Annotated in this window: 21 protein-coding genes; 13 read left to right on the top strand and 8 right to left on the bottom strand. The window is 72.1% G+C overall.

The window, feature by feature from the left end:
* The first annotated feature begins 23 nt into the window (after positions 1–23).
* From ACWCPN_RS01470 to ACWCPN_RS01480, 3 genes are all read left to right on the top strand, one after another.
* A complete protein-coding gene (locus ACWCPN_RS01470; RefSeq protein WP_451201706.1) occupies positions 24–1,466 on the top strand; it encodes an MGH1-like glycoside hydrolase domain-containing protein in 1,443 nt (480 codons plus the stop codon).
* Entirely contained in the window at positions 1,463–3,400 is a 1,938-nt protein-coding gene (locus ACWCPN_RS01475; RefSeq protein WP_451201708.1) for an amylo-alpha-1,6-glucosidase, read from the top strand. Before ACWCPN_RS01470 ends, ACWCPN_RS01475 begins: the two co-directional genes overlap by 4 nt.
* 174 nt (positions 3,401–3,574) lie before the next feature.
* On the top strand, positions 3,575–5,566 hold the full coding sequence (locus ACWCPN_RS01480) for a sulfatase-like hydrolase/transferase (RefSeq protein ID WP_451201709.1): 1,992 nt from the start codon (positions 3,575–3,577) through the stop codon (positions 5,564–5,566).
* Here the strand turns inward: ACWCPN_RS01480 and dusB are convergent, their stop codons facing one another.
* Positions 5,567–6,733 (bottom strand): tRNA dihydrouridine synthase DusB, encoded by a 1,167-nt coding sequence (gene dusB, locus ACWCPN_RS01485; protein WP_392291552.1) that lies wholly within the window; start codon positions 6,731–6,733, stop codon positions 5,567–5,569.
* A gap of 81 nt (positions 6,734–6,814) precedes the next feature.
* Here dusB and ACWCPN_RS01490 point away from each other — a divergent pair, with 81 nt between their 5' ends.
* Positions 6,815–8,275, top strand: coding sequence for an MFS transporter (locus ACWCPN_RS01490; protein ID WP_451201710.1), 1,461 nt, complete (start codon positions 6,815–6,817; stop codon positions 8,273–8,275).
* Between the two features lie 9 nt (positions 8,276–8,284).
* Here ACWCPN_RS01490 and ACWCPN_RS01495 read toward each other — a convergent pair whose 3' ends face one another.
* Entirely contained in the window at positions 8,285–9,166 is an 882-nt protein-coding gene (locus tag ACWCPN_RS01495; RefSeq protein WP_451201711.1) for a helix-turn-helix transcriptional regulator, read from the bottom strand.
* A 101-nt stretch (positions 9,167–9,267) separates the two neighbouring features.
* On the opposite strand from ACWCPN_RS01495, the gene ACWCPN_RS01500 reads away from it, so the two are divergent.
* From ACWCPN_RS01500 to ACWCPN_RS01515, 4 genes are all read left to right on the top strand, one after another.
* The gene (locus tag ACWCPN_RS01500; protein ID WP_451201713.1) at positions 9,268–10,698 is read left to right on the top strand and encodes an MFS transporter; all 1,431 of its coding nucleotides are present in this window, start codon (positions 9,268–9,270) and stop codon (positions 10,696–10,698) included.
* 101 nt (positions 10,699–10,799) lie between these two features.
* Positions 10,800–11,024, top strand: coding sequence for a hypothetical protein (locus ACWCPN_RS01505; RefSeq protein WP_199210449.1), 225 nt, complete (start codon positions 10,800–10,802; stop codon positions 11,022–11,024).
* Positions 11,025–11,174: 150 nt separating this feature from the next.
* On the top strand, positions 11,175–11,522 hold the full coding sequence (locus ACWCPN_RS01510; RefSeq protein WP_451201714.1) for a trypco2 family protein: 348 nt from the start codon (positions 11,175–11,177) through the stop codon (positions 11,520–11,522).
* A complete protein-coding gene (locus tag ACWCPN_RS01515) occupies positions 11,519–13,600 on the top strand; it encodes a hypothetical protein (RefSeq protein ID WP_451201716.1) in 2,082 nt (693 codons plus the stop codon). The genes ACWCPN_RS01510 and ACWCPN_RS01515 overlap by 4 nt, the downstream gene beginning before the upstream one ends.
* Before the next feature lie 35 nt (positions 13,601–13,635).
* Here the strand turns inward: ACWCPN_RS01515 and ACWCPN_RS01520 are convergent, their stop codons facing one another.
* Both ACWCPN_RS01520 and ACWCPN_RS01525 read right to left on the bottom strand, forming a co-directional pair.
* Positions 13,636–14,238 carry a TetR family transcriptional regulator gene (locus tag ACWCPN_RS01520; protein WP_451201717.1) on the bottom strand — a complete coding sequence of 201 codons (603 nt, stop codon included), beginning with the start codon at positions 14,236–14,238 and terminating at the stop codon, positions 13,636–13,638.
* 26 nt (positions 14,239–14,264) lie between these two features.
* Positions 14,265–15,275: an aldo/keto reductase gene (locus tag ACWCPN_RS01525; RefSeq protein ID WP_365123551.1), complete on the bottom strand. Its 1,011-nt coding sequence runs from the start codon at positions 15,273–15,275 to the stop codon at positions 14,265–14,267.
* A 189-nt stretch (positions 15,276–15,464) separates the two neighbouring features.
* On the opposite strand from ACWCPN_RS01525, the gene ACWCPN_RS01530 reads away from it, so the two are divergent.
* Positions 15,465–16,517, top strand: coding sequence for a chitinase (locus ACWCPN_RS01530; protein WP_451201719.1), 1,053 nt, complete (start codon positions 15,465–15,467; stop codon positions 16,515–16,517).
* Positions 16,518–16,606: 89 nt separating this feature from the next.
* Here ACWCPN_RS01530 and ACWCPN_RS01535 read toward each other — a convergent pair whose 3' ends face one another.
* Positions 16,607–17,989: a glycine--tRNA ligase gene (locus ACWCPN_RS01535; RefSeq protein WP_199210452.1), complete on the bottom strand. Its 1,383-nt coding sequence runs from the start codon at positions 17,987–17,989 to the stop codon at positions 16,607–16,609.
* Between the two features lie 161 nt (positions 17,990–18,150).
* Between ACWCPN_RS01535 and ACWCPN_RS01540 the strand changes: the two genes are divergently transcribed.
* From ACWCPN_RS01540 to ACWCPN_RS01555, 4 genes are read left to right on the top strand one after another with little or no spacing between them, the layout of a single operon-like run.
* The gene (locus ACWCPN_RS01540; protein ID WP_451201721.1) at positions 18,151–19,128 is read left to right on the top strand and encodes a metal ABC transporter substrate-binding protein; all 978 of its coding nucleotides are present in this window, start codon (positions 18,151–18,153) and stop codon (positions 19,126–19,128) included.
* 20 nt (positions 19,129–19,148) lie between these two features.
* On the top strand, positions 19,149–19,916 hold the full coding sequence (locus tag ACWCPN_RS01545; RefSeq protein WP_451201723.1) for a metal ABC transporter ATP-binding protein: 768 nt from the start codon (positions 19,149–19,151) through the stop codon (positions 19,914–19,916).
* Positions 19,916–20,818: a metal ABC transporter permease gene (locus ACWCPN_RS01550; protein ID WP_451201724.1), complete on the top strand. Its 903-nt coding sequence runs from the start codon at positions 19,916–19,918 to the stop codon at positions 20,816–20,818. The genes ACWCPN_RS01545 and ACWCPN_RS01550 overlap by 1 nt, the downstream gene beginning before the upstream one ends.
* A 59-nt stretch (positions 20,819–20,877) precedes the next feature.
* Positions 20,878–21,297: a Fur family transcriptional regulator gene (locus ACWCPN_RS01555; protein ID WP_451201726.1), complete on the top strand. Its 420-nt coding sequence runs from the start codon at positions 20,878–20,880 to the stop codon at positions 21,295–21,297.
* Between the two features lie 190 nt (positions 21,298–21,487).
* On the opposite strand, the gene ACWCPN_RS01560 is transcribed toward ACWCPN_RS01555, so the two are convergent.
* The 3 genes from ACWCPN_RS01560 to ACWCPN_RS01570 are packed head-to-tail and all read right to left on the bottom strand — an operon-like array spanning position 21,488 to position 23,382.
* Entirely contained in the window at positions 21,488–22,327 is an 840-nt protein-coding gene (locus tag ACWCPN_RS01560; RefSeq protein ID WP_451201728.1) for an isoprenyl transferase, read from the bottom strand.
* A gap of 33 nt (positions 22,328–22,360) precedes the next feature.
* Complete coding sequence (gene recO, locus ACWCPN_RS01565; RefSeq protein ID WP_199210456.1) at positions 22,361–23,107, bottom strand: DNA repair protein RecO; 747 nt, start codon at positions 23,105–23,107, stop codon at positions 22,361–22,363.
* 50 nt (positions 23,108–23,157) lie between these two features.
* Positions 23,158–23,382 carry a hypothetical protein gene (locus tag ACWCPN_RS01570; protein ID WP_451201730.1) on the bottom strand — a complete coding sequence of 75 codons (225 nt, stop codon included), beginning with the start codon at positions 23,380–23,382 and terminating at the stop codon, positions 23,158–23,160.
* Positions 23,383–23,429: the final 47 nt, after the last annotated feature.

The raw sequence follows: 23,429 nt of genomic DNA on the forward strand, positions 1-23,429 counted from the left end.
CGGACGTCTTCGGGGAGCCCCGAGTGGATCGCACTGCCCAGCTCACTGCCCGTCTCCCGGAGCGGGAGTTCGCATACGATCCGCCGGCGTCGGCGTCGTCCCTGCACGCCGGGGCCGCCCGGGTGCTCGCGGAGAACTGGACGGGCACGTCGACGGTCCCCTCCCGGAGCCTGTACCCGCACCAGTGGTCGTGGGACTCGGCGTTCGTCGCGATCGGGCTGCGCCACCTGTCGCCGTTACGGGCGCAGACGGAGCTGGAGACGCTGCTGGCGGCCCAGTGGGGCGACGGGCGAGTGCCGCACATCGTCTTCAACCCCTCCGTACCTCTGGACGCGTACTTCCCGAGCCCCGACTTCTGGCGCTCCTCGACCGCCGGGCGCGCCGCGGGCGCCCCGCGCACCGTACAGACGTCCGGCATCGTGCAGCCACCGGTGCACGCGCTGGCGGCCTGGCTGGTGCACCGCGCCGATCCGGGCCTGTCGCGGGCGCGCGGCTTCCTGGCCCGGGTGTACCCCCGGCTGGCCGCCTGGCACCGGTATCTGCTGCACCGGCGGGACCTGGGCGGGGGCGGGCTGGTGTCCGTCGTGCACCCCTGGGAGCAGGGCATGGACAACAGCCCCTGCTGGGACGCCCCGCTCTCCCGGATCACCCCGGCCCCGGCCCGCTCCTTCCGCCGCGCCGACCTCGACCACGGCGCGGCGGAGGACAGGCCGACGGATCTGGACTACGGACGGTACGTGCGGCTGGCGGCGGACTACCGCGACGGCGGGTACGCCGACGGCGGCGGGGAGTTCGCGGTCGAGGACCCGGCGTTCAACGCGCTGCTGATCGCCTCCGAGCAGGCGCTGGCGCGGATCGCCGGGGAACTCGGAGCGGCCGGCACCGCCCGGTACGCACGTGCCGAGCGGCTGACGGCGGCCCTGGTGGAGCGGCTGTGGGACCCCGCGAGCGGCCTGTTCCGCTGCCTGGACCTGCGGGGCGGGGGCCAGGTCCCGGAGCGGAGCGTCTCCGGTCTCGTCCCGCTGGTGCTGCCCGGGCTGCCCCGGGAGGTCTCCGGCGCGCTCGTCGGCACGCTGTGCGGACCGCACTTCGGGCTGGGCACGAGCACCGAGCTGGTCCCGAGCTACGACCTCCTCGGCGAGGCCTTCGACCCGCACCGGTACTGGCGCGGCCCGGCCTGGTTCAACACGAGCTGGCTGCTGGAGCGGGGGCTGCGCGCGCACGGACACTCCGGACGGGCCGACGCGCTGCGCGCCGCGGTGCTGCGTCTGGCACAGGCGGGCGACTTCGCCGAGTACGTCGATCCGCACACCGGCGAGGCCTGCGGCGCGACCGGTTTCGCGTGGACGGCCGCACTCGCCCTGGATCTGCTGCACCGGGGCCCTGGGGGCGGCAGTGGGGGCGGGGGCGGCATGAGGGACGAGGACGGGGCCGGCATGAGGGACGAGGGAGGGGACCGGGGATGACGGATCGGCAGCATCTGCTGGTGCACGGGGCGACGTTCGCCGCCGTGGGCGACCGGGGTGACATCAGCGGGGTGCGGGGCGGCGGCCCCCCGGACGGGCTGTTCGTGCGCGACGCCCGGCACCTCAGCCGGTGGCAGCTCACCGTGGACGGCGCGGTGCCCGAGGTGCTCGCGCCGGTGGCGGACGGCGACGCGGCCCGCTGTGTGCTGGTGCCGCGCGGCGGCCGGCAGGAACCGCCCGCCTGCACCCTGTTCCGGGAACAGGCGGTCGGGGACAGCTCGTTCGTCGAGTCACTGCGGGTGACCGGCAACCGCCCGGTGCCCACCACCGTCCGCCTCGCCCTGACCGTAGACGCCGACTTCACCGACCAGTTCGAGCTCCGCGCCGACCACCGCACCTACGCCAAGGCCGGCGCCGTGCGCTCCCGCGAGGTGCTGGACGACGGCATCGAGTTCACCTACCGGCGGGCCGAGTGGCACTCGGTCACGACCATCACGGCCGACCCGGCTCCGGACGCCGTCGAGGAGACCGGCACCGGCGCCCGCCGGCTGGTGTGGGCCCTCGACCTGGAGCCGCACGGCACCGCCGAAGTGGTACTGCGCGTGATGGCCCGCCCGCACGGCGACCGGCGGACCCTGCGCGTGCCCCGCTCCCCCGCCTCGGTGAACGAGCAGCTCGCCGCGGCGGAGAGCCGGTTCGTGGAGGGCGTGGCCTTCCCGACCGGCTGGCCGGAGCTGGCGGCGGCCTGCGCCCGGGGTCTCGCCGACCTGGCCGCGCTGCAGGTCCCGGCGACCGGACCGGACGGCGAGGAGCTGCGGGTGCCGGCGGCGGGCGCCCCCTGGTTCCTCACCCTGCTCGGCCGGGACGCCCTGCTCACCTCACTGTTCACGCTGCCGTACCACCCGCGGCCCGCCGCCGCCACGCTGCTCGCGCTGGCCGCGGCCCAGGCGACCGGCACCGGCGCGTCCCCGGTCGCCCAGCCCGGCAAGATCGTGCACGAGGTACGGCACGGGGAGCTGGCGCACTTCGGTCAGGTGCCGTTCGGCCGGTACTACGGCTCGGTCGACGCCACCCCGCTGTTCCTCGTCCTGCTCGGGGCGTACACCGAGGGGACCGGCGACACCGCCCTGGCCCGGCGTCTGGAGCCGCACGCCCGCGCGGCGATCGGCTGGATGCTGGACCACGGCGGTCTGACCTCGCGCGGCTATCTCGTGTACCGCGCCGACGAGGGCGGCCTCGCCAACCAGAACTGGAAGGACTCCCCCGGCGCGATCTGCTGGGCCGACGGCACCCGGCCCACCGGGGCGGTGACGGCGGCGGGTGCCCAGGGCTACGCGTACGACGCGCTGCGCCGCACCGCGTGGGTGGCGCGCGCGGTGTGGGGCGACGAGACGTACGCCGCCCTGCTGGAGCAGGCGGCCGCCGATCTGCGGGACCGCTTCCAGCGGGACTTCTGGATGGGCGAGCACTCCTTCCCGGCGCTCGCGCTGGACGGCACGGGCCGCCAGGTCGACGCGCTGGCCTCGGACGCCGGGCACTTGCTGTGGTCGGGGCTGCTGGACAAGGAGTACGGGGAGGCGGTCGGCCGTCGGCTGCTGGAACCGGACTTCTTCTCCGGCTGGGGCGTCCGCACGCTCGCCTCGGGCCAGCCGGCGTACCACCCGCTCTCGTACCACCGCGGCTCGGTCTGGCCGCACGACAACGCGCTGATCGCCCTGGGCCTCGCCCGCTACGGGCTGCACGACGAGGCCCGTACGGTCGCGCACGCGCTGGTCGACGCGGCGACGGCCACCGGGCACCGGCTTCCGGAGGTGCTGGCGGGCTACGGCCGCGACACCCACCCGGAGCCGGTCCCCTACCCGCACGCGTGCGTCCGCGAATCCCGCTCGGCGGCGGCCCCGCTCGCCCTGCTCACTGCGGTCGGCGGCGCCTAGCACCCCGGGCGCGGCAGTTTGCCCGGTGTTTGCCCGGGGCCGTGAACAGGGGCGGGCGACCGCCCGTACGACATGGGCGGCGGGCCAGGCGGGCCGGGGTTGCTTCGGCCCTGCCCAACCTCCCAGCGTGGCCCGCCGCCTCCGTCACGGGTCTCGCAGGGAAGGACCTCCGGGTTGCCTCAGCACACGAGTACGCGCCACACACCGGACACGGCCGGAGGAAACGAGGCCGTCCTCGACGAACAGGAACAACGGGAGGGGCCCGAGCGGGCCGAACAGACCGAGCGTGCCCAGCGGACCGTGGGGGCCCGGCAGAGCGAGCGGGCCCACCCGACCGAGCAGACCGAGCAGACGGAACAGAGCGAGCAGGACGGCCACGCCGAGCAGCGCGAGCAGATCGGCCGAGCCGAGCAGACCGAGCGGGCCCTGGCCGACGACGAGCCCTCCGTCGCCGGAGCGGCGAACCCCGTCCGCCGGGTCCGGGCCGCCTGGTCCGCCCGTGCCGGGCGCTGGCGGCAGGCGCATCCGGGGGCCGCCCGGGGGCTGTCCGTCACCGTCACCGTGCTGGCCGCCGCCCTGGTCGTCGCCGCGCTGGTGCTGCCGAACACCGTGGTCGGTCTCGGGCCCGCCAAGTTCATCCGCATACCCGGCGAGGCGGTCATCGGGGCCGCGGTGCTGCTCGCACTGCCGCGGCGCCCGCGGGTGGTGCTGGCCGCGGTGTCCGGCGTCGCGCTGGCCGCCATGACCGTGCTGAACCTGCTCGACATGGGGTTCAACCAGTACCTGGGCCGCCCCTTCAACCCCGTCCTGGACTGGAGCCTGCTCGGCGACGCCCAGTCGTACCTGGAGGACTCGCTCGGCCGCACGGCCACTCTCGCCGCCACCGCCGGCGTCGTCGCCCTCGTGCTGCTGCTGGCCGTCCTGCTGGCCCTGGCCACCGTCCGGCTGGGCAACCTGCTGGCCCGGCACAGCGCAACCGCGACCCGCGGCACCATGGTCGCGGGCGTCGTCTGGATCACCTGCTCCGCCCTCGGCCTGCAGATATCCGGGGTGCCGGTCGCCTCCGACCGCACCACCACCGCGCTGAAGACCGAGTCCCGCCGGGTGTCGGACACCCTCAAGGACGAGGCGCAGTTCCGGAAGGTGGCCGGCGAGGACCGGTTCGGCGGCACCCCGGGCAGTCAGCTCGTCCCCGGCCTGCGCGGCAAGGACATGGTCTTCACGTTCATCGAGAGCTACGGCCGCAGCGCCATCGAGGACCCGGTCATCGCCCCGGGCGTCGACACCACCCTGGACGCCCGTACCAAGGCCCTCGCCAAGGCCGGGTTCCACGCCAGGAGCGGCTGGCTGACCTCGGCGACCTACGGCGGCAGCAGCTGGCTCGGCCACTCCACCACCATGTCGGGCCTGTGGGTCAGCAACCAGCAGCGCTACCGCACGGTCATGGCGAGCGACCACCTCAGTCTGACCGAGGCGTTCAAGAAGACCGGCGACTTCGACACCGTCGGCGTCATGCCGGGCGTGCAGAAGGGCTGGCCGGAGCAGAAGTGGTACGGCCTCGACAAGGTCTACAACGCCTTCCAGCTCGGCTACCGGGGCCCGAAGTTCAGCTGGTCGACCATGCCCGACCAGTACGCGCTCCAGCAGTACGAGGAGCGGGTGCACAGCAAGCGCCCGGCCGACGGGAAGTCGCGGATGTCCCTGCTGATCCTGACCTCCAGCCACCAGCCCTGGGCGCCGGTTCCGAAGATGGTGGACTGGGACGAGCTGGGCGACGGCTCGGCGTTCAAGGACATGGAGGCGGCGGGCAACAAGCCGGCCGACATCATCGCCGACACCACCAAGTCGCGTGAGCAGTACGGCAAGTCGATCCAGTACTCGGTGACGGCGCTGACCGAGTGGCTGGAGCGCCACGGCACCAAGGACACCGTGCTCGTCTTCCTCGGCGACCACCAGCCGATCGCCCGGGTCAGCGGCAACCACGCCAGCCGTGACGTGCCCGTCTCGATCGTGGCCAAGGACCCGAAGGTGCTGGACCGGATCGCCGACTGGCACTGGACCGAGGGGCTGCGCCCCGCCCACGACGCCCCGGTGTGGCGGATGAGCTCCTTCCGCGACCGCTTCCTGACGGCGTACGGCTCGGTCCCGCACCCGAAGAAGGGCTGATCAGCCGCCGGAGGTGTCCAGCTCCGCTTCCTCGCCGACGCCCGCGCAGTCGTACGGGTCCTTCAGCCAGCCGTCCGGCAGCACCACACGGTTGTTGCCGGACGTACGGCCGCGGGGCCCGTCGGCGCCGGTGGGCCAGGGCTGGTCGAGGTCCAGCTCGTCGAGACCGGACCGCAGCTCCTGGAGCGAGGAGGTGATCGCGAGCCGCTTGCGCATCTCGGAGCCGACCGCGAAGCCCTTCAGGTACCAGGCGACGTGCTTGCGGAAGTCGACGACGCCCTTGGACTCGTCGCCGATCCACTCGCCGAGCAGGGTGGCGTGCCGGACCATGACGTCGGCGACCTCGCGCAGGGAGGGCCGCGCACCGTATCCATCAGTGCCTCCGGCACGGGCGTCCGTCCGGCCCTCGAAGGCGGCCACCAGGTCGGCGAAGAGCCACGGCCGGCCCAGGCAGCCGCGGCCCACGACGACTCCGTCGCAGCCGGTCTCGCGGACCATGCGCAGCGCGTCCTCGGCGGACCAGATGTCGCCGTTGCCGAGCACCGGGATCTCCGGGACGTGCTCCTTCAGGCGGGCGATGGCCTCCCAGTCGGCGGTGCCGCCGTAGTGCTGGGCGGCCGTGCGGCCGTGCAGCGCGATCGCCGTGACGCCCTCCTCGACGGCGATGCGGCCGGCGTCGAGGTAGGTGATGTGGTCGTCGTCGATGCCCTTGCGCATCTTCATCGTGACGGGGAGGTCCCCGGCGCCGGAGACCGCCTCGCGCAGGATGGCCCGCAGCAGGTTCCGCTTGTAGGGCAGCGCCGAGCCGCCGCCCTTCCGGGTCACCTTCGGCACCGGGCAGCCGAAGTTCAGGTCGATGTGGTCGGCCAGGTCCTCCTCCGCGATCATGCGGACGGCCTTGCCGACGGTCGCCGGGTCCACGCCGTAGAGCTGGATCGAGCGCGGCTTCTCGGTCGCGTCGAAGTGGATCAGCTGCATGGTCTTCTCGTTGCGCTCGACCAGCGCCCGGGTCGTGATCATCTCGCTCACGAACAGGCCCTTGCCGCCGCTGAACTCTCGGCACAGGGTGCGGAAGGGAGCGTTGGTGATTCCGGCCATGGGGGCCAGGACGACCGGCGGCCGGACGGTGTGCGGGCCGATCTGCAGGGGGGACTCGGGCGTGGACATTCCCCCATTGTCACGTATCCGCGGAGATCATGTAACGGTCATTAGTTAACCGCACTATCGAAATCACGTACCATGAGCCCCATGCCCGAGCTCAGCCACCGCCGACGTCTGCTCGTGCTCGCGATCTGCTGCATGAGTCTGCTGATCGTGAGCCTCGACAACACCGCTCTGAACGTCGCGCTGCCGTCCATGCAGCGCGAGCTGCACGCCACGACCTCCGGACTGCAGTGGTCGATCGACGCCTACACGCTGGTCCTGGCCTCGCTGCTGATGCTCGCGGGCTCCACGGCCGACCGGATAGGGCGCAAGCGGGTCTTCATGACGGGCCTGGTCCTCTTCTCCATCGGCTCCCTGCTCTGCTCCCTCGCGCCGAACCTGGAACTGCTGGTCGTCTTCCGCATGGTCCAGGCGGTCGGCGGCTCCATGCTCAACCCGGTCGCCATGTCGATCATCACCAACACCTTCACCGACTCCCGCGAGCGGGCCCGCGCGATCGGCGTGTGGGGCGCGGTGGTCGGCATATCCATGGCGGCCGGCCCGCTGGTCGGCGGCCTGCTGGTGGAGTCGGTCGGCTGGCGCTCGATCTTCTGGGTCAACCTCCCGGTCGGCCTCGCGGCCCTGCTGCTCACCCTGCGCTTCGTCCCCGAGTCCCGCGCGCCCCGGGCCCGCCGGCCCGACCCGGTCGGCCAGGTCCTGGTGATCGCGCTGTTCGGCTCGCTGACGTACGCGATCATCGAGGCGCCGGACTCCGGCCCCGGCACGGTGGCCCCCTTCGCCGCGGTGGCCCTCGTGGCCCTGCTCGGCCTGCTCGGCTACGAGCCCCGGCGCGAGGAACCCCTGATCGACCTGCGCTTCTTCCGCTCGGCCCCGTTCAGCGGGGCGACGGTGATCGCGATCAGCGCGTTCGCCGCGCTGGGCGGCTTCCTGTTCCTGTCCACGCTGTACCTGCAGAACGTGCGCGGCCTCGACGCCCTGCACGCGGGCCTGTGGATGCTGCCGATGGCCGCGCCGACGTTCCTGTGCGCGCCGCTGTCCGGCCGTCTCGTGGGCAGCCGGGGGCCGCGGCTGCCGCTGCTGGTGGCGGGCGCCGCGATGACCGTGAGCGGTGTGCTGTTCGCGGCCTTCGAGGCGGAGACGTCGAACACCACGCTGTTCGCCGGGTACGTGCTGTTCGGCATCGGCTTCGGCTTCGTGAACGCGCCGATCACCAACACGGCGGTGTCGGGGATGCCCAGGGCCCAGGCCGGGGTCGCCGCCGCCGTCGCCTCCACCAGCAGGCAGCTCGGGCAGACGCTGGGCGTCGCCGTGGTCGGCGCCGTGCTGGCCGCCGGGGTGGGCTCCTCGCCGTACCGGGACACGTTCGTCGCGGCGGCCCGGCCCGGGTGGTGGATCCTCGCCGGGTGCGGTCTGGCCGTGCTGGTGCTGGGCTGGGTGACCAGTGGCCGCTGGGCCCGGCACACCGCCGAGCGGACCGCCGAGGAGCTGGAGTCGGCGGACCTGAAGGACGCCGTGGGGGTCACGGCCGGCCGCCAGGTGTATTGACCCGCAGGGTTACCGCGGGCCGGCCGCCAGTTCGTGCAGTTTCTCCAGGCGCTCCCGCGTCTCCTCGTTCTTCGGCGTGTAGGTGACCAGCCGGGGCCCCGCCTGCGGGCCCAGCCACAGGTCGGTGTGCTCCAGGGTCAGATGGCCGACGTAGGGGTTGAGGAACTCCTTGGTCTTGGAGCGGTTGCCGACGACCTCGTAGCGCCGCCAGTTCTCGCGGAACTCCGGCGACTCGCACTCCAGGCGCTTGAGCAGCATCTTCCAGGCGGGCTCGCCGAGGTGTCCGGCCATGGAGGCGCGGAGCCGGGCGGCCATCAGGCGCATGGTCTCCTCCAGGTGCACGATGGCCGCCCGCCAGTCGCTGTTGGTGTACACGAGGAGCATGCAGTTGCGGTCCTCCGGCGGGACCGCGTCCAGGTCGCCCATGAGACGGGCGTAGGTGCGGTTGTAGGCCAGGATGTCGTACCGGCTGTTCTGGACGCAGGCCGGGAACGGCTCCAGCGCGCGCAGCGTCTCGCGCAGGGCCGGGGTGACGCTCGGGCAGCTCGCGGCCGGTGTCGGGTCGGCGGCCGCCGCGAGCTGGAAGAGGTGGGCGCGCTCGCTGGCGTCCAGCAGCAGGGTGCGGGCCAGGGCGTCCAGGACCTGGACCGACACCTGGATGTCACGGGCCTGTTCGAGCCAGGTGTACCAGGTGATGCCGACCGCGGAGAGCTGGGCGACCTCCTCCCGGCGCAGACCGGGCGTACGGCGCCGGGTGCCGCGGGGCAGCCCGACCTGCTCGGGTGCGATGCGCTCGCGGCGGCTGCGCAGGAAGGCGGCCAGTTCGTGCCGCCGGATCTCCGCGCCGCGCGGGGGCCGCGGGGTGGCGGTCACCGGTGCAGTCGTCGTCATGCTTCCAGGGTGCCGTCCCGTGGATCCTGTTGCCAGGTACTTCCTCTACCAGGATCAGAACACTCTGGTACCAGTCTGAGCGGGGGCGCAGGCTCGGTGCCATGACAGAGACCGTCACCACTCCCACCGTCCGCACCCGGGCGGCCGCGCCGCCCGCGCTGAGCGGGCCGGGGCTGTTCACCGTTCTGCTGGCCGCGGCGCTGCCGCTGGTCGACTTCTTCATCGTGAATGTCGCGCTGCCGACCATCGGCGCCGATCTCGCCGCGGGCGAGGCCGTGCTGGAGCTGGTCGTGGCCGGGTACGGGGTCGCCTACGCCGTGCTGCTCGTGCTCGGCGGGCGGCTCGGCGACCTGTTCGGGCGGCGCAGGCTGTTCCTCGTCGGAATGGCGGCCTTCGGGGTGACCTCGCTGGCCTGCGGGCTCGCCCCGGGCGCCTGGAGCCTCGTCGCGGCGCGGGTCGCGCAGGGCGCCGCGGCCGCCGCGATGCTGCCGCAGGTGCTCGCCACCATCCAGGCCGCCACCAGCGGCACCCGCCGGGCCAAGGCGATGAGCCTGTACGGCGCCACGGCCGGGCTGTCCATGGTGGCGGGCCAGATCCTGGGGGGCCTGCTGGTCGCTGCGGACATCGCGGGGAGCGGCTGGCGGGCGATCTTCCTCGTGAACGTCCCGGTCGTCCTGCTGGGGCTGGTGCTGGCCGTACGGCACATGCCGGAGACCCGCTCGCAGCGCCCCGAGCCCGTCGACGTACCCGGCACCGTCCTGCTCGCCGTCTCCCTGCTGACCCTGCTCGCCCCGCTCACCGAGGGACGTGCGGCGGGGTGGCCGCTGTGGACCTGGGTGTCGCTGGCCGCGTTCCCGTTCGCCGCGGCCGCGTTCTACGCGGTGGAGCGGCGGGCGGACCGGCGGGGGCGGACCCCGCTGGTGCCGCCGAGCCTGTTCGCGCTGGCGTCGCTACGGCGGGGGCTGGCCCTGATGCTGCCGTTCTCGATCGGCTTCAGCGGGTTCATGTTCGTCATCGCGCTGGCGCTGCAGCGGGGGGCCGGGCTCGGTCCGGTACCGGCGGGGCTCGCGCTCGCGCCGATGGCCGTGGCGTTCCTGTTCGTCTCGCTCGCCGGTCCGCGCCTGATCGCCCGGTACGGCACCCGGGTGGTCACCGCCGGCTCCGTCCTGCAGGGCGTGGGCGTGCTGCTGATCACTCTCGCCGCCTGGCGGGACTGGCCGCACCTGGGCTTCGGCACGCTGCTGCCGGGCGCGGCGGTCGCCGGTGCCGGGCAGGCGCTCCAACTGCCCAACGTGCTGCGGATCGTGATGTCCGAGGTGCCACCGACCCGGGCCGGGGTGGGCAGCGGTGTGATGGTCACCACCCAGCAGTCGGCGTTCGCGCTCGGCGTGGCCACGCTCGGCACCCTGTTCCTGACCCTGGTTCCGCACCTGGGCATGCGGGACGCGCTGGTCATCACGCTGCTGGTGCAGGTGGCGGGCATCGTCCTGACCGGCCTGCTGAGCCTGCGGCTGCCCCGCCGGGTCGGCTGAGCCGGGCACGGCCGGGGCAACTCGCCGCCGGGGAATCCCCGTTGATGTTGGACTTGCTGCACACTCCTTGCGGTCGGACGTGCCGGACGCGGGGAGGCGTCATGCCGCGGGACAACAGCACGAGCAAGGTCAGCCGGTGGGACCAGCACGGCCGGGAGCACGTGGTCCGGGTGCGGCGCACCGGTGTGCAGCGCACGATCGGATGCGACACCTGCGGCTGGTCCCGGAGCGCCCAGTTCCTGCCCTGGCTGAAGGCGGAGGAGCATCTGGCCGAGGCCCACCAGGCGACGGTGGACCCGACGGGGACCCGACAGCCGTCACGCTGACGGCCGGTGCCTGTGGCGGGTCACCCGCCTGATGACCCCCTGGCACTCGCACGCCCCCCGACACGCCCCGCGCACTTCGTCCCCACACACGCGCGCCTTCCACCCCTCGTCCCGTCCGGGGAACAGTTGCCCTCCTGCGAAGGGGGGCGCATGAGCGGGGACGACAGGGCAACCGAACTGGGTGAGGCCATCGAGGCGGTCCGTGCGGGTCTGCAGACGGCCGCGGGGGCCGGTGCGGGGGAAGGCCTGCGGTTCCGGGTCGAACAGGTGGAGCTCGAGTTCACCCTGGAACTGAGGCGGTCAGCGAGGGGCGGAACCGGCGTACAGGCCTGGGTGGTGAGGGCCGACGCGGGTGGTGAGCGGTCCTCCGGCAGCACGCACAGGCTGAAGGTCGTGCTGCAGGTCGCGGAGGGCAACCTGATCCATTCCCCGCGACCGGGCCGTGGCCTGGCGGTTCCGCCGCCCGCCAACTCCGGTGCGGACGGGGGTGCGTCGTGACCGACTGGAGGCGCGTCGCCGCCGTCGAATCGGCCGCCGGCATCTCATCCGGGTACCGGATCACCCCGCATCTGGTGCTCACGGCGGGGCACGGGATCCCGGACCCTTCCTCGGGCGGCGAGGTGCGAGTGGCCTTCATGCTCTCGCCACGGCAGCGGTGGAAGGCGACGGTCCTGTGGCACAGCCGGTACGGATGCCGGGAGGGCGACCCGCTCCTGCCGGAGAGCGAGTGTGAGCACGAGCCCCTCGCCCGAGAAGCGGCCAAGTCGCTCGACCTCGCCCTTCTCTGCGTCGACGCGGGGACGGACGATGCCCGGAAACAGGCACCGGTCCGCTGGGGGCGCTTCGTCACGAGTGACCCGCAGGAGGGTGTCGCCGTCGGCTTTCCCGAGCTGCAGCGTCACCAGGGCTATCTCGACCCATGCGGTGTGCGGGGGACGATCGACCCGGCGACCGGGCACTGGACCCAGTGGTTCAGCCTCGCTCTGCCCGCCCGGCCGGCGGCACACAGCGGCGACGACTGGCGGGGCCTGTCCGGGGCGGCCGTCTTCGTCTCCGGGTTCTTCGTCGGGTGTGTGCAGACCTTCGACCGCACCGGCTTCAAGGTCATGCCCGCCGCCCGTATGCTGCTCCACCCCTGTCTGCGCGCCTGGATCAAAAAGGACGCCGCGGTGCCTCCAGCCGTGGAGCCGGCGGACATGCGCCATCTGTTCACCGCACCCCCGTCCAGGCCCCGCACACCGGCCCAGCTCCTCGATCCCGAGGTGGAGGCGACGCCGTTCCAGGGCACCCGGGAACTGGTCGACGAGCTGGCGGAGTGGTGCCGGGGCACCGCTGCCCCAGGAGTGCGGCTTCTGACCGGGCCCGTGGGGGTCGGCAAGACCCGTACCGCCGTGGAGTTGATCCGGACCCTGACACTCGATCCGGAGGTATGGGTGGCGGGGTTCCTCAGGCGGGAGCTGCCCGATGCGACGGAATGGGAGCGCATCTTCGCGGCGGCGCAGAACAAGCTGCTCCTCGTCGTGGATCGCGTGGAGACCCGTGAGGAGGCTGAAGTCGGGGTACTGCTCGACGCGGCGGGCAGGCACGGAGACCGGGTCCGCGTCCTGCTGCTCCAGCGATCGGCCGACCCTGGGGACTGGAGTCACCCCATGGCCGTCCCCCCTTTCGAGGAAAGGGGGGATACGCGGGATCTGTACGTGGCGTCCCGAGAAGCCTTGGCCCACCGTCTGGACGCGCTGAATACCGGGCGCGAACCGGGCAACGCCCCCGACCGGCTCGCAGTGCTGTCGGAGGGCTGGACTCCGGCAGAGGTCCAACTCGCCGCTCTGACCGATCTGCTGCGGGAGCGCCGACTGGCCCACCTCGCGGAGGACTCCCGCATGGTGCTCCTCGACATGGAACGGCAGTACGTGCGATCCGCCGTCCACCGGCGGCTGCCCCGGGTCGACGAGGACCTGCTGGATCTCGTCCTGACGTCCGTGGCGCTTTCCGGGGGACGTAGCGAAAGCGACTCGGCGAAAGACGTCCTCGAGGCAGTCCGGTTTCGGTACCGGCACATCACGGGCGACCACGAACTGGAGATCGACTACCGCATGGTCCGCGAGGTCGACGCGATTCTGGCGGTCCTGAGAAGCCTGTACCCACCGCGCGAGGCGGTGCACCACGGCGGCCTTCCGGATGCCGTGGTCGCGGCACAGATCGTTCGCGCGAGGGGAGGACGACGAACGCGGAGGTTCGTCTCCCAGCTCTTGGACGACAGGACGCTGCTCAGCGCCGACTACGCCCTGGACGAGCTGCACCACCTTTACCCGGACGCGGCCGACGGGCTTCCCTGGCCCGAGGAGGAGCCGCGGGGGGCCCAGATCCATCGGTGGCTGGAGGAAACCTTCAGCGATTCCGCAGATGTCGATCGAGGGACCATCGGTCTACGGGAGTCTCCGCATCCCGATCCTGCCGCACACCTCGAGTCGGGCAAGGCCGACCCCATAGAGAACGCCGACTTCGATCGCTCCGACGTCCACCACATCGACGGCTACGGCGACCACGACCCTGACATCGACGACCTCGGGGTGTGATGATCCGGTGCCCTCGCCGGGCGCACCGCCGGCACTCAGTCCCGGCCGTCGACCGCCCGCAGCCCTCGTATCAGCAGCTCCACGACCGCCGTGAACTCCTCCTCGATGCCGGGCTCCTGCCACTCCCCGGCGTAACACGGGTCGTGGAAGCGGCCGGTGGCCTGGAAGACGGCGCGGGCCGTGGTGGTGGGGTCGGCGGGGGCGAAGGCGCCCGAGGTCATGCCCGCCTCGATGACGCGGGTGAGCTGGCCGGTCAGGTCGGCGAGGTGGTCGCCGACCACCGTGCCGTTCTCGCCGGTGAGGACGGTGTAGGTGGCGAACAGTTCCGGGTCGTCGCCGGCCTTGTGCCGCTTGGCCTCGAACAGGGCCGCCAGCCAGTCCCGCAGCCGGCCCTCGGGGGCGCCGGTCCCGGCGGCGATGACGGCCAGCCGCTCCGAGGTGCGGTCCAGCCACCGCTTGGTCACCGCCTCGCGCAGCGCCGCCTTGGTACGGAAGTGCCGGTAGACGCTGCCGTGGCTGACGCCGAGCGCGCGGGCCACGTCGACCACGGTGGCCTTGGCGGGGCCGTGGCGGCGCAGGACCTCCTCGGTCGCTTCGAGGATGCGCTCGGCGGTCAGGGTCTCGGTGGTCGGTGCCATGCCTTAGACCGTACCGGGGGGAGGGATCAGCGTTCGCTGTCGAGGAGTGCCATCTGTGCGCTCGGGTAGCGGTCGCCCGCCGCCGCGTCCGCCGGGACGGCCTCCTCGATCGCTGCGAGGTCGGTCTCGTCCAGGGTCACGTCCAGCGCGCCCAGGGACTCGGTGAGCCGCTCGCGGGTGCGGGCGCCGACGAGCGGCACGATGTCCTCGCCGCGCGAGAGCACCCAGGCGATGGCGATCTGCGCGACCGTGACGCCCTTCTGTTCGGCGGTCTTGCGCAGCGCCTCGACCAGGTTCAGGTTGTGCTGGAGGTTGTCGCCCTGGAAGCGGGGCGAGAAGGAGCGGAAGTCTCCCGCGGGCAGCCGGCGGTCGCGGGTGTAGTGCCCGGAGATCAGGCCGCGGGAGAGCACACCGTAGGCGGTGATGCCGATGCCGAGTTCACGGGTGGTGGGCAGGATGTCCCGCTCGATTCCCCGTGAGATCAGCGAGTACTCGATCTGGAGGTCGGCCACGGGCGCGGTGGCGGCGGCCCGGCGGATGGTCTCGGCGCCGACCTCGCTCAGGCCGACGTGCCGGACGTACCCCTTCTCGATCAGCTCGGCGATGGCGCCGACGGTCTCCTCGATCGGGACGTCCGGGTCGAGGCGGGCGAGCCGGTAGACGTCGATGTGGTCGACGCCGAGGCGCTGCAGGGAGTAGGCGGCGAAGTTCCGCACGGCGGCGGGCCGGCCGTCGACGCCGGTCCAGTTTCCGTCCGGGTCGCGCAGGGCGCCGAACTTCACGCTGACCAGGGCCTTGTCGCGGGCGGCCGCCGGGGCGGTGCGCAGGGCCTCACCGAGCAGCAGCTCGTTGTGGCCCATGGCGTAGAAGTCGCCGGTGTCCAGCAGGGTCACGCCCGCGTCCAGGGCCGCGTGGACGGTCGCGAGGGATTCGGCCCGGTCGGTGTCGCCGTACAGCGCGGACATGCCCATGCAGCCGAGGCCGAGGGCGGAGACCTGGGGGCCGGTGTTTCCGAGGTTTCGGGTTCGCATCGTCATGCCTCCACCCTGCCATGACGACTGACAGATTTCAATATCTGTCAGTCCATACTTGTCAGTCGGCTCGGTCGACCGCCTCGCCATCGACGCGCCCGGACCTGAATTGGTCCAGACCTATTGACGGAAGGTCTGGACCAGAGCACTGTCATGCCTACGACACCTCACCGCGCCCCCACCGGGAGGATCCGCATGCTCCGCCGCACGCTGAGACTGCTCACCGCCGCGCTCACCACGGCCGTCCTCGCACCGCTCGCCGTCGCGACCGCCCCCGCCGCCTCCGCCGCCGACACCTGCGCGGTGAAGTCGCGGCCCGCCGGCAAGGTGCTCCAGGGCTACTGGGAGAACTGGGACGGCTCGGCCAACGGCGTCCACCCGCCCTTCGGCTGGACGCCGATCACCGACTCCCGCATGGCCGCGCACGGCTACAACGTCCTCAACGCGGCCTTCCCGGTCATCCGCTCGGACGGCACGGCGCTGTGGGAGGACGGCATGGACAGCGGCGTGAAGGTGGCCACGCCCGCCGAGATGTGCGCCGCCAAGGCCTCCGGGCAGACGATCCTGCTCTCCATCGGGGGCGCGGCCGCCGGCATCGACCTGTCCTCCAGCGCGGTCGCCGACCGCTTCGTCGCGACGATCGTGCCGATCCTGCGGAAGTACAACTTCGACGGCATCGACATCGACATCGAGACCGGCCTGGTGGGCAGCGGGGACATCGGCCGGCTCTCCACGTCCCAGGCCAACCTGATCCGCATCATCGACGGGGTGCTCGCCCGCATGCCGTCGGGCTTCGGCCTGACGATGGCCCCGGAGACCGCGTACGTCACCGGCGGCAGCGTCACCTACGGCTCGATCTGGGGCGCCTACCTGCCGGTCGTCAAGAAGTACGCGGACAACGGCCGGCTGTGGTGGCTGAACACGCAGTACTACAACGGCAGCATGTACGGCTGTTCCGGCGACTCCTACGCGGCGGGCACGGTCGCGGGCTTCACCGCGCAGACCGACTGCCTGAACAAGGGGCTGGTGGTGCAGGGCACGACGATCAGGGTGCCCTACGACAAGCAGGTCCCGGGGCTGCCCGCCCAGCCGGGCGCGGGCGGCGGCTACCTGGCCCCGTCCCTCGTCTCACAGGCCTGGCGCCACTACGGCACCTCGCTCAAGGGCCTGATGACCTGGTCGGTCAACTGGGACGGCTCGAAGAACTGGACCTTCGGCGACAACGTGAAGTCACTGCAAGGGCGTTGAGCCCCGGGCCGCCGCGGACAGCGCGACGCCCACTCCCCCGCCGGGCGGACCGGCCGGGGAGTGGGCGTGAGGTGTGAGCCGCGCGGGCCTCAGCAGCCCAGGAGGCGCTGGGCCAGGTAACCCTCGATCTGGTCCAGGGAGACGCGCTCCTGCTTCATGGTGTCGCGCTCGCGCACGGTCACCGCGTTGTCCTCGAGCGTGTCGAAGTCGACCGTCACGCAGAACGGCGTGCCAATCTCGTCCTGGCGGCGGTAGCGGCGGCCGATGGCGCCCGCGTCGTCGAACTCGATGTTCCAGTTCTGACGCAGCGCCTGGGCGAGACCCTTGGCCTTCGGCGACAGCTCCGGGTTACGGGACAGCGGGAGCACGGCGACCTTCACCGGCGCGAGGCGGTGGTCCAGGCGGAGCACCGTGCGCTTCTCCATCTTGCCCTTGGCGTTGGGCGCCTCGTCCTCGACGTACGCGTCGAGCAGGAAGGCCAGCATGGTGCGGCCGACACCGGCCGCGGGCTCGATGACGTACGGCGTCCAGCGCTCCTGGGCCTCCTGGTCGAAGTAGGAGAGGTCCTGGCCGGAGGCCTTGGAGTGCGCGCCGAGGTCGTAGTCGGTGCGGTTGGCGACACCCTCGAGCTCGCCCCACTCGCTGCCGCCGAACTGGAAGCGGTACTCGATGTCGGCGGTGCGCTTGGAGTAGTGGGAGAGCTTCTCCTTCGGGTGCTCGTACCACCGCATGTTCTCGGTGCGCAGGCCGAGACCGGTGTACCAGTTCCAGCGCTGCTCCATCCAGTACTCCTGCCACTTCTCGTCCTCGCCCGGCTTGACGAAGAACTCCATCTCCATCTGCTCGAACTCGCGGGTCCGGAAGATGAAGTTGCCGGGCGTGATCTCGTTGCGGAAGGACTTGCCCATCTGCGCGATGCCGAACGGCGGCTTGCGGCGCGAGGTGGTCTGCACCTGGGCGAAGTTGGTGAAGATGCCCTGGGCGGTCTCGGGGCGCAGGTAGGCGACGGAGCCGGAGTCCTGGGTCGGGCCGAGGTGCGTCGACAGCAGACCCGAGAACTGCTTGGGCTCGGTGAACTGGCCCTTGTTGCCGCAGTTCGGGCAGTTGATGTCGGCCAGGCCGTTCGCCGGGGCGTGGCCCTTCTTCTCCTCGTACGCCTCCTCGAGGTGGTCGGCGCGGAACCGCTTGTGGCACGAGGTGCACTCGGTCAGCGGGTCCGTGAACGTGGCGACGTGACCGGAGGCGACCCAGACCTCGGAGGCCAGGATGACGGACGAGTCGATACCGACCACGTCCTCGCGCGACGTCACCATGTAGCGCCACCACTGACGCTTGATGTTCTCCTTGAGCTCGACACCCAGCGGTCCGTAGTCCCAGGCGGCACGCTGTCCGCCGTAGATCTCACTGCAGGGGAAAACGAAGCCACGGCGCTTGCTCAGGCTGACGATGGTGTCGATCTTGTCGGCGGCCACGGTGCTCTCTTCATTACGACGACGGGCGTTGAAGCGAGATGCTTCCAGCGAATGATTCAGGTTACCGGCGCAGGCTCCCCCACAACCAAATCGGCCCCCTGTCCAGGGTCTCACCCGGGCGTTGTTGACAACGGTTTCCATGTTTGTTGAAAATGACTGTCATGAACGAACGTCGACGCCGCGCGTCCTCCCGAACAGGCACGGCCGGACCCGCGCTCGCGGTCGCCACCGCGCTGGGCCTGGCGACCCTCACCGGCTGCTCCACCGGCAGCGCCGCCGCGGGCGACCCGGGCAGGTTCCAGGTCGTCGCGTCGTTCTACCCGATGGCCTTCCTGGCCGAGCGGATCGGCGGCGGCCACGTCGACGTCACCACGCTCACCTCCCCCGGGCAGGAGCCGCACGACCTGGAGATCAGCCCCCGGCAGATCGGCCGGCTCGAGCAGTCCGACGCCGTGCTGTACCTGAAGGGCCTGCAGCCGAACGTCGACGACGCGGTGGCCCAGTCGCCGGTCCGGGCCAAGATCGACGCGGCCTCGCTGACCACCCTGGAACAGCACGGCAACGAGGTCGGCGGCCACGCGGCCGAGCACGACACGCACGAGGGCGAGGAGTCCGGTGGCAAGGACCCGCACATCTGGCTCGACCCGGTGCGCTACGCCCAGGTCGCCGAGGGCGTCGGCCGGGCCTTCGAGAAGGCCGATCCCGGCCACGCGGCCGACTACCGGAAGAACACCGCGGCCCTGGTGCGGAAGCTGGACGCCCTGAACACCCGGTTCGAGGACGGCCTGGCGCACACGGACACCAAGGTCTTCGTCACCACGCACGCCGCCTTCGGCTACCTCGCCGAGCGCTACGGGCTCACCGAGGAGGCCATCAACGGCCTGGACCCCGAGTCGGAGCCCAGCGCCGCACGCATCAGGGACCTGCAGCAGATGGCCGGGGCCGACGGCGTCACCACCGTCTTCTACGAGACGCTCGTCAGCGGCCGGACCGCGAAGACGGTGGCGGACGACGCCGGCCTGCGGACCGACGTCCTGGACCCGCTCGAGGGCATCACGTCCAAGTCCCGCGGCACGGACTACTTCTCGGTCCAGGAAGCCAACCTCAAGGCGCTCCAGCGAGCCCTGGGCGCCAAGTGACCGGCAAGGAGGGGCAGATCATGGACGAACCCGTCATAGCGATGCGCAAGGTGACCGCCGAACTCGGCGCGCGCCCCGTGCTGCGCGGCGTCGACATCACCGTGGGCCGCGGCGAGGTGGTCGCGCTGCTCGGCGCCAACGGCTCCGGCAAGTCCACGGCGATCCGCACGATCATCGGCCAGGTGCCGGCCGCCGGCGGCACGATCGAACTGTTCGGCACCCCCCGCCGTGCCTTCCGCGACTGGGCGCGCGTCGGCTACGTACCGCAGCGCACCACGGCCGCCGGCGGGGTGCCGGCGACGGTCAGCGAGATCGTCTCCTCGGGCCGGCTGTCCCGCACCCGCTTCGGCCTCTTCCGCAGGACCGACCGGGAGGCCGTGCGCCGCGCCCTGGAGCTGGTCGGCATGGCGGACCGCGCCGGGGACCCGGTGAACGCCCTCTCCGGCGGCCAGCACCAGCGGGTGCTGATCGCCCGCGCCCTGGTCGCCGAGCCCGAGCTGCTGATCATGGACGAGCCGATGGCGGGCGTCGACCTGGCCAGCCAGGAGGTGCTGGCCGCGACCCTGCGCGAGCAGGTCGCCCGGGGCGTCACGGTCCTGCTCGTACTGCACGAACTGGGCCCGCTGGAGCCCCTGATCGACCGGGCGGTCGTCCTGCGCGACGGCTGTGTGCTGCACGACGGCCCGCCGCCGAAGGCGCTGGGGCAGCACGCTCTGCCCGGCCACGACCACGTACACCCGCACGCGCCCGCGGGCACCGAACCGATCCGCACGGGACTGCTGAGCTGATGGAATTCCTTAACTACGCCTTCATGCAGCGGGCGCTCCTCGCGGCCGTCCTGGTCGGCGTCACCGCGCCCGCGATCGGCATCTACCTCGTCCAGCGCCGCCAGCCCCTGATGGGCGACGGCATCGGGCACGTGGCGATGACCGGCGTCGGCCTCGGCTTCCTGCTGAACGCCTCCCCGGTGTGGATGGCCACGGCCGTCTCGGTGCTCGGCTCGGTCCTGATGGAGCTGATCCGCTGGTACGGCAGGACGCGCGGCGACATCGCGCTCGCCATGCTCTTCTACGGCGGCATGGCGGGTGGCGTGATGTTCGTCAACATCGCGCCCGGCGGGTCCAACGCGAACCTGACGTCGTACCTGTTCGGTTCCCTGTCCACCGTCTCCCCGTCCGACGTCACCGCGATCATGGTGCTGGCCGCGTTCGTGGTCCTGGTCACCGTGGGGCTGCGCCGCCAGTTGTTCGCGGTCAGCCAGGACGAGGAGTTCGCGCGGGTCACCGGTCTCCCGGTGCGCGCACTGAATTTGATCACCGCGGTCACCGCGGCGGTCACGGTGACGGTCGCCATGCGGGTGGTCGGGCTGATCCTGGTCTCCGCGCTCATGGTGGTGCCGGTCGCCGCCGCCCAGCAGCTCACCCGCAGCTTCGCCGCGACCTTCGCGATCGCCGTCGCCCTCGGCATCACCGTGACGATCAGCGGCACGATCACGTCGTTCTACCAGGACGTGCCGCCCGGCGCGACGATCGTGCTGCTGACCATCGCCGCGTTCGTCGCGCTCACCGCGGCCGCGGCCCCGCTGGCCCGGCGGCGCGCCCGCGCGGCGGCCGCGGCACGGCCGGCCGGGGATCCCGCGGAGTGCTCGATTCCGGCCGGACGGGCGGCCGGGGACGGCGTCGGCGTCTGACCGCGTGCCGCCCGGGCTGGCACAATGGCCCGGGCAGACGCGAGACGAGGAGGCAACCGGTGACGACCGCTGGACCGCCCGTGAAGGGCCGCGCCACCCGGCAGCGAGCCGCTGTGGCGGCGGCCCTGGACGAGGTCGACGAGTTCCGCAGCGCGCAGGACCTGCACGACATGCTCAAGCACAAGGGCGACTCGGTCGGGCTCACCACCGTCTACCGAACCCTGCAGTCCCTCGCCGAGGCCGGCGAGGTCGACGTCCTGCGGACCTCCGAGGGCGAGTCCGTCTACCGCCGCTGCTCCTCCGGCGAACACCACCACCACCTGGTCTGCCGCACCTGCGGCAAGGCGGTCGAGGTGGAGGGCCCGGCGGTGGAGAAGTGGGCGGAGGCCATCGCGGCGGAGCACGGCTATGTGAACGTGGCCCACACGGTGGAGATCTTCGGCACGTGCGCGGACTGCGCGACGCCCTCCGGCTGCTGACCCGGCGAGCGCGCCGGACCCGGGTCGCCGGCTCCGCGTCGGCGCCTGGGAGCCGTGCAGCCGCTCGCCGGATGGCACGACGGTGCGCGCGCCGTCCGGGCGGTGAGAGCCGGCGGGACGGCGTCGGCCTCGGCCGTGCGGCTGCCCGCCCCGGGGCCGCGGCCACGGGGCGGGATCGTACCGGCGGAGATCAGTCCTCCTCGGTGCGGCCTTCCATCGCGGCGAGCTCCTCGTTGGGGATCGCGCCACCGAAGCGGCGGTCCCGGGAGGCGAACTCGATGCAGGCCCGCCACAGGTCGCGGCGGTCGAAGTCGGGCCACAGCACGTCCTGGAAGACCATCTCCGCGTAGGCGCTCTGCCAGATCAGGTAGTTGGAGGTGCGCTGCTCGCCGCTGGGGCGCAGGAAGAGGTCGACGTCCGGCATGTCCGGGTAGTACAGGTACTTCTGGATGGTCTTCTCGCTGACCTTGGACGGGTCGAGCCGGCCCGCCTTCACGTCCTCGGCGAGCCGCTGCGCCGCGTCGGCGATCTCGGCCCGGCCGCCGTAGTTCATGCAGAAGTACAGGGTGAGCAGGTCGTTGCCCTTGGTCTGCTCCTGGGCGATCTGGAGCTCCTTGGCCACCGACTTCCACAGCCTGGGCATGCGGCCCACCCAGCGCACCCGGATGCCCAGCGCGTCGAGCTGGTCACGGGTCCGGCGGATGAAGTCGCGGTTGAAGTTCATCAGGAAGCGGACCTCGTCGGGCGAGCGCTTCCAGTTCTCGGTGGAGAAGGCGTACAGGGAGATGTTGCGGACGCCGATCTCGATCGAGCCCTGCAGCACGTCCAGCACCCGCTCTGCGCCGACCTTGTGCCCCTCGGTGCGGGGCAGCCCCCGGTCCTTCGCCCAGCGGCCGTTGCCGTCCATGACGATCGCCACGTGGTTCGGAACCAGCTCGCCCGGGAGCTTCGGCGCGCGGGCACCGGACGGGTGCGGCTCGGGCGCCCTGTACTCGCGGCGCCGGCTTCCCAGGATCCCGCGTACGACCATGTGCTCCTCGACTCCCTCTAGCTCTACGCGCGCTTACTTCTCGACATACCGGAGCGAGCGCAGCCCGCGCTCCAGATGCCAGTGCAGATAGGCGGACACCAGCCCGCTGCCCTCCCGGACGTACCGTGCCTCGCACGCGTCCGCCGTCTCCCAGTCTCCCGTAAGCAGCGCGGCCAGCAGCACCAGGGTCTGCGGGGAGGGCACGACACTGCCCGGTACCCGGCAGTCGACGCAGACCGAGCCGCCGGAAGCGACCGAGAAGAACCGGTTCGGGCCGGGCATCCCGCACTTCGCGCAGTCGCCGAAGCTGGGGGCGTAGCCGTTGACGGCGAGCGAGCGGAGCAGGAACGCGTCGAGGACGAGGTGCGGGGCGTGCTCGCCGCGGGCGAGGGTGCGCAGCCCGCCGACGAGCAGCAGGTACTGCTGGACGGCCGGCTCGCCCTCGTGGTCGGTGAACCGCTCGGCGGTCTCCAGCATGGCGGTGCCCGCGGTGTACCGGGCGTAGTCGGTCACGATCCCGCCGCCGTAGGGGGCGATGGTCTCGCTCTGCGTGCACAGCGGCAGCCCGCGTCCGACCAGCTCGCCGCCCCGTGCGAAGAACTGCACGTCGACATGGGAGAACGGCTCCAGCCGGGCCCCGAACTTCGACTTCGTCCGACGCACACCCCTGGCCACGGCCCGTACCCGGCCGTGCCCGCGGGTGAGCAGCGTGATGATGCGATCCGCTTCGCCGAGCTTCTGGGTCCGCAGGACGATGCCGTCGTCGCGGAACAGACTCATGGGCTCCATTCTGCCCGCCCGTCCGGGCCGCCGGGCCCGCGGGCGGTTCTTCAGGCCACGGGCCTGCCGTGCCCGGCCGCGCGGGCGCCGGCGTACGCCGTGCGGGCCTGCAGCCGTTCGGCGTGGGTGGCCTCCCGCACGGCCCGCGGTTCGCAGTCCCACTCCCGGCCGCCGCCGAAGGGCCGGAGCTGTACGTACGGCCCCTCGTGCCCCATGACGACGCCGAGGCGGCCGGTACGGGTGTCGACGGCACAGGAGCCGACGGGGAGATTCATCGCGTCCACCTCCGGTGGCTCCCCTGCCACCGGCAATTTCACTCTTC

It is taken from the genome of Streptomyces sp. NPDC002386, assembly GCF_053593175.1.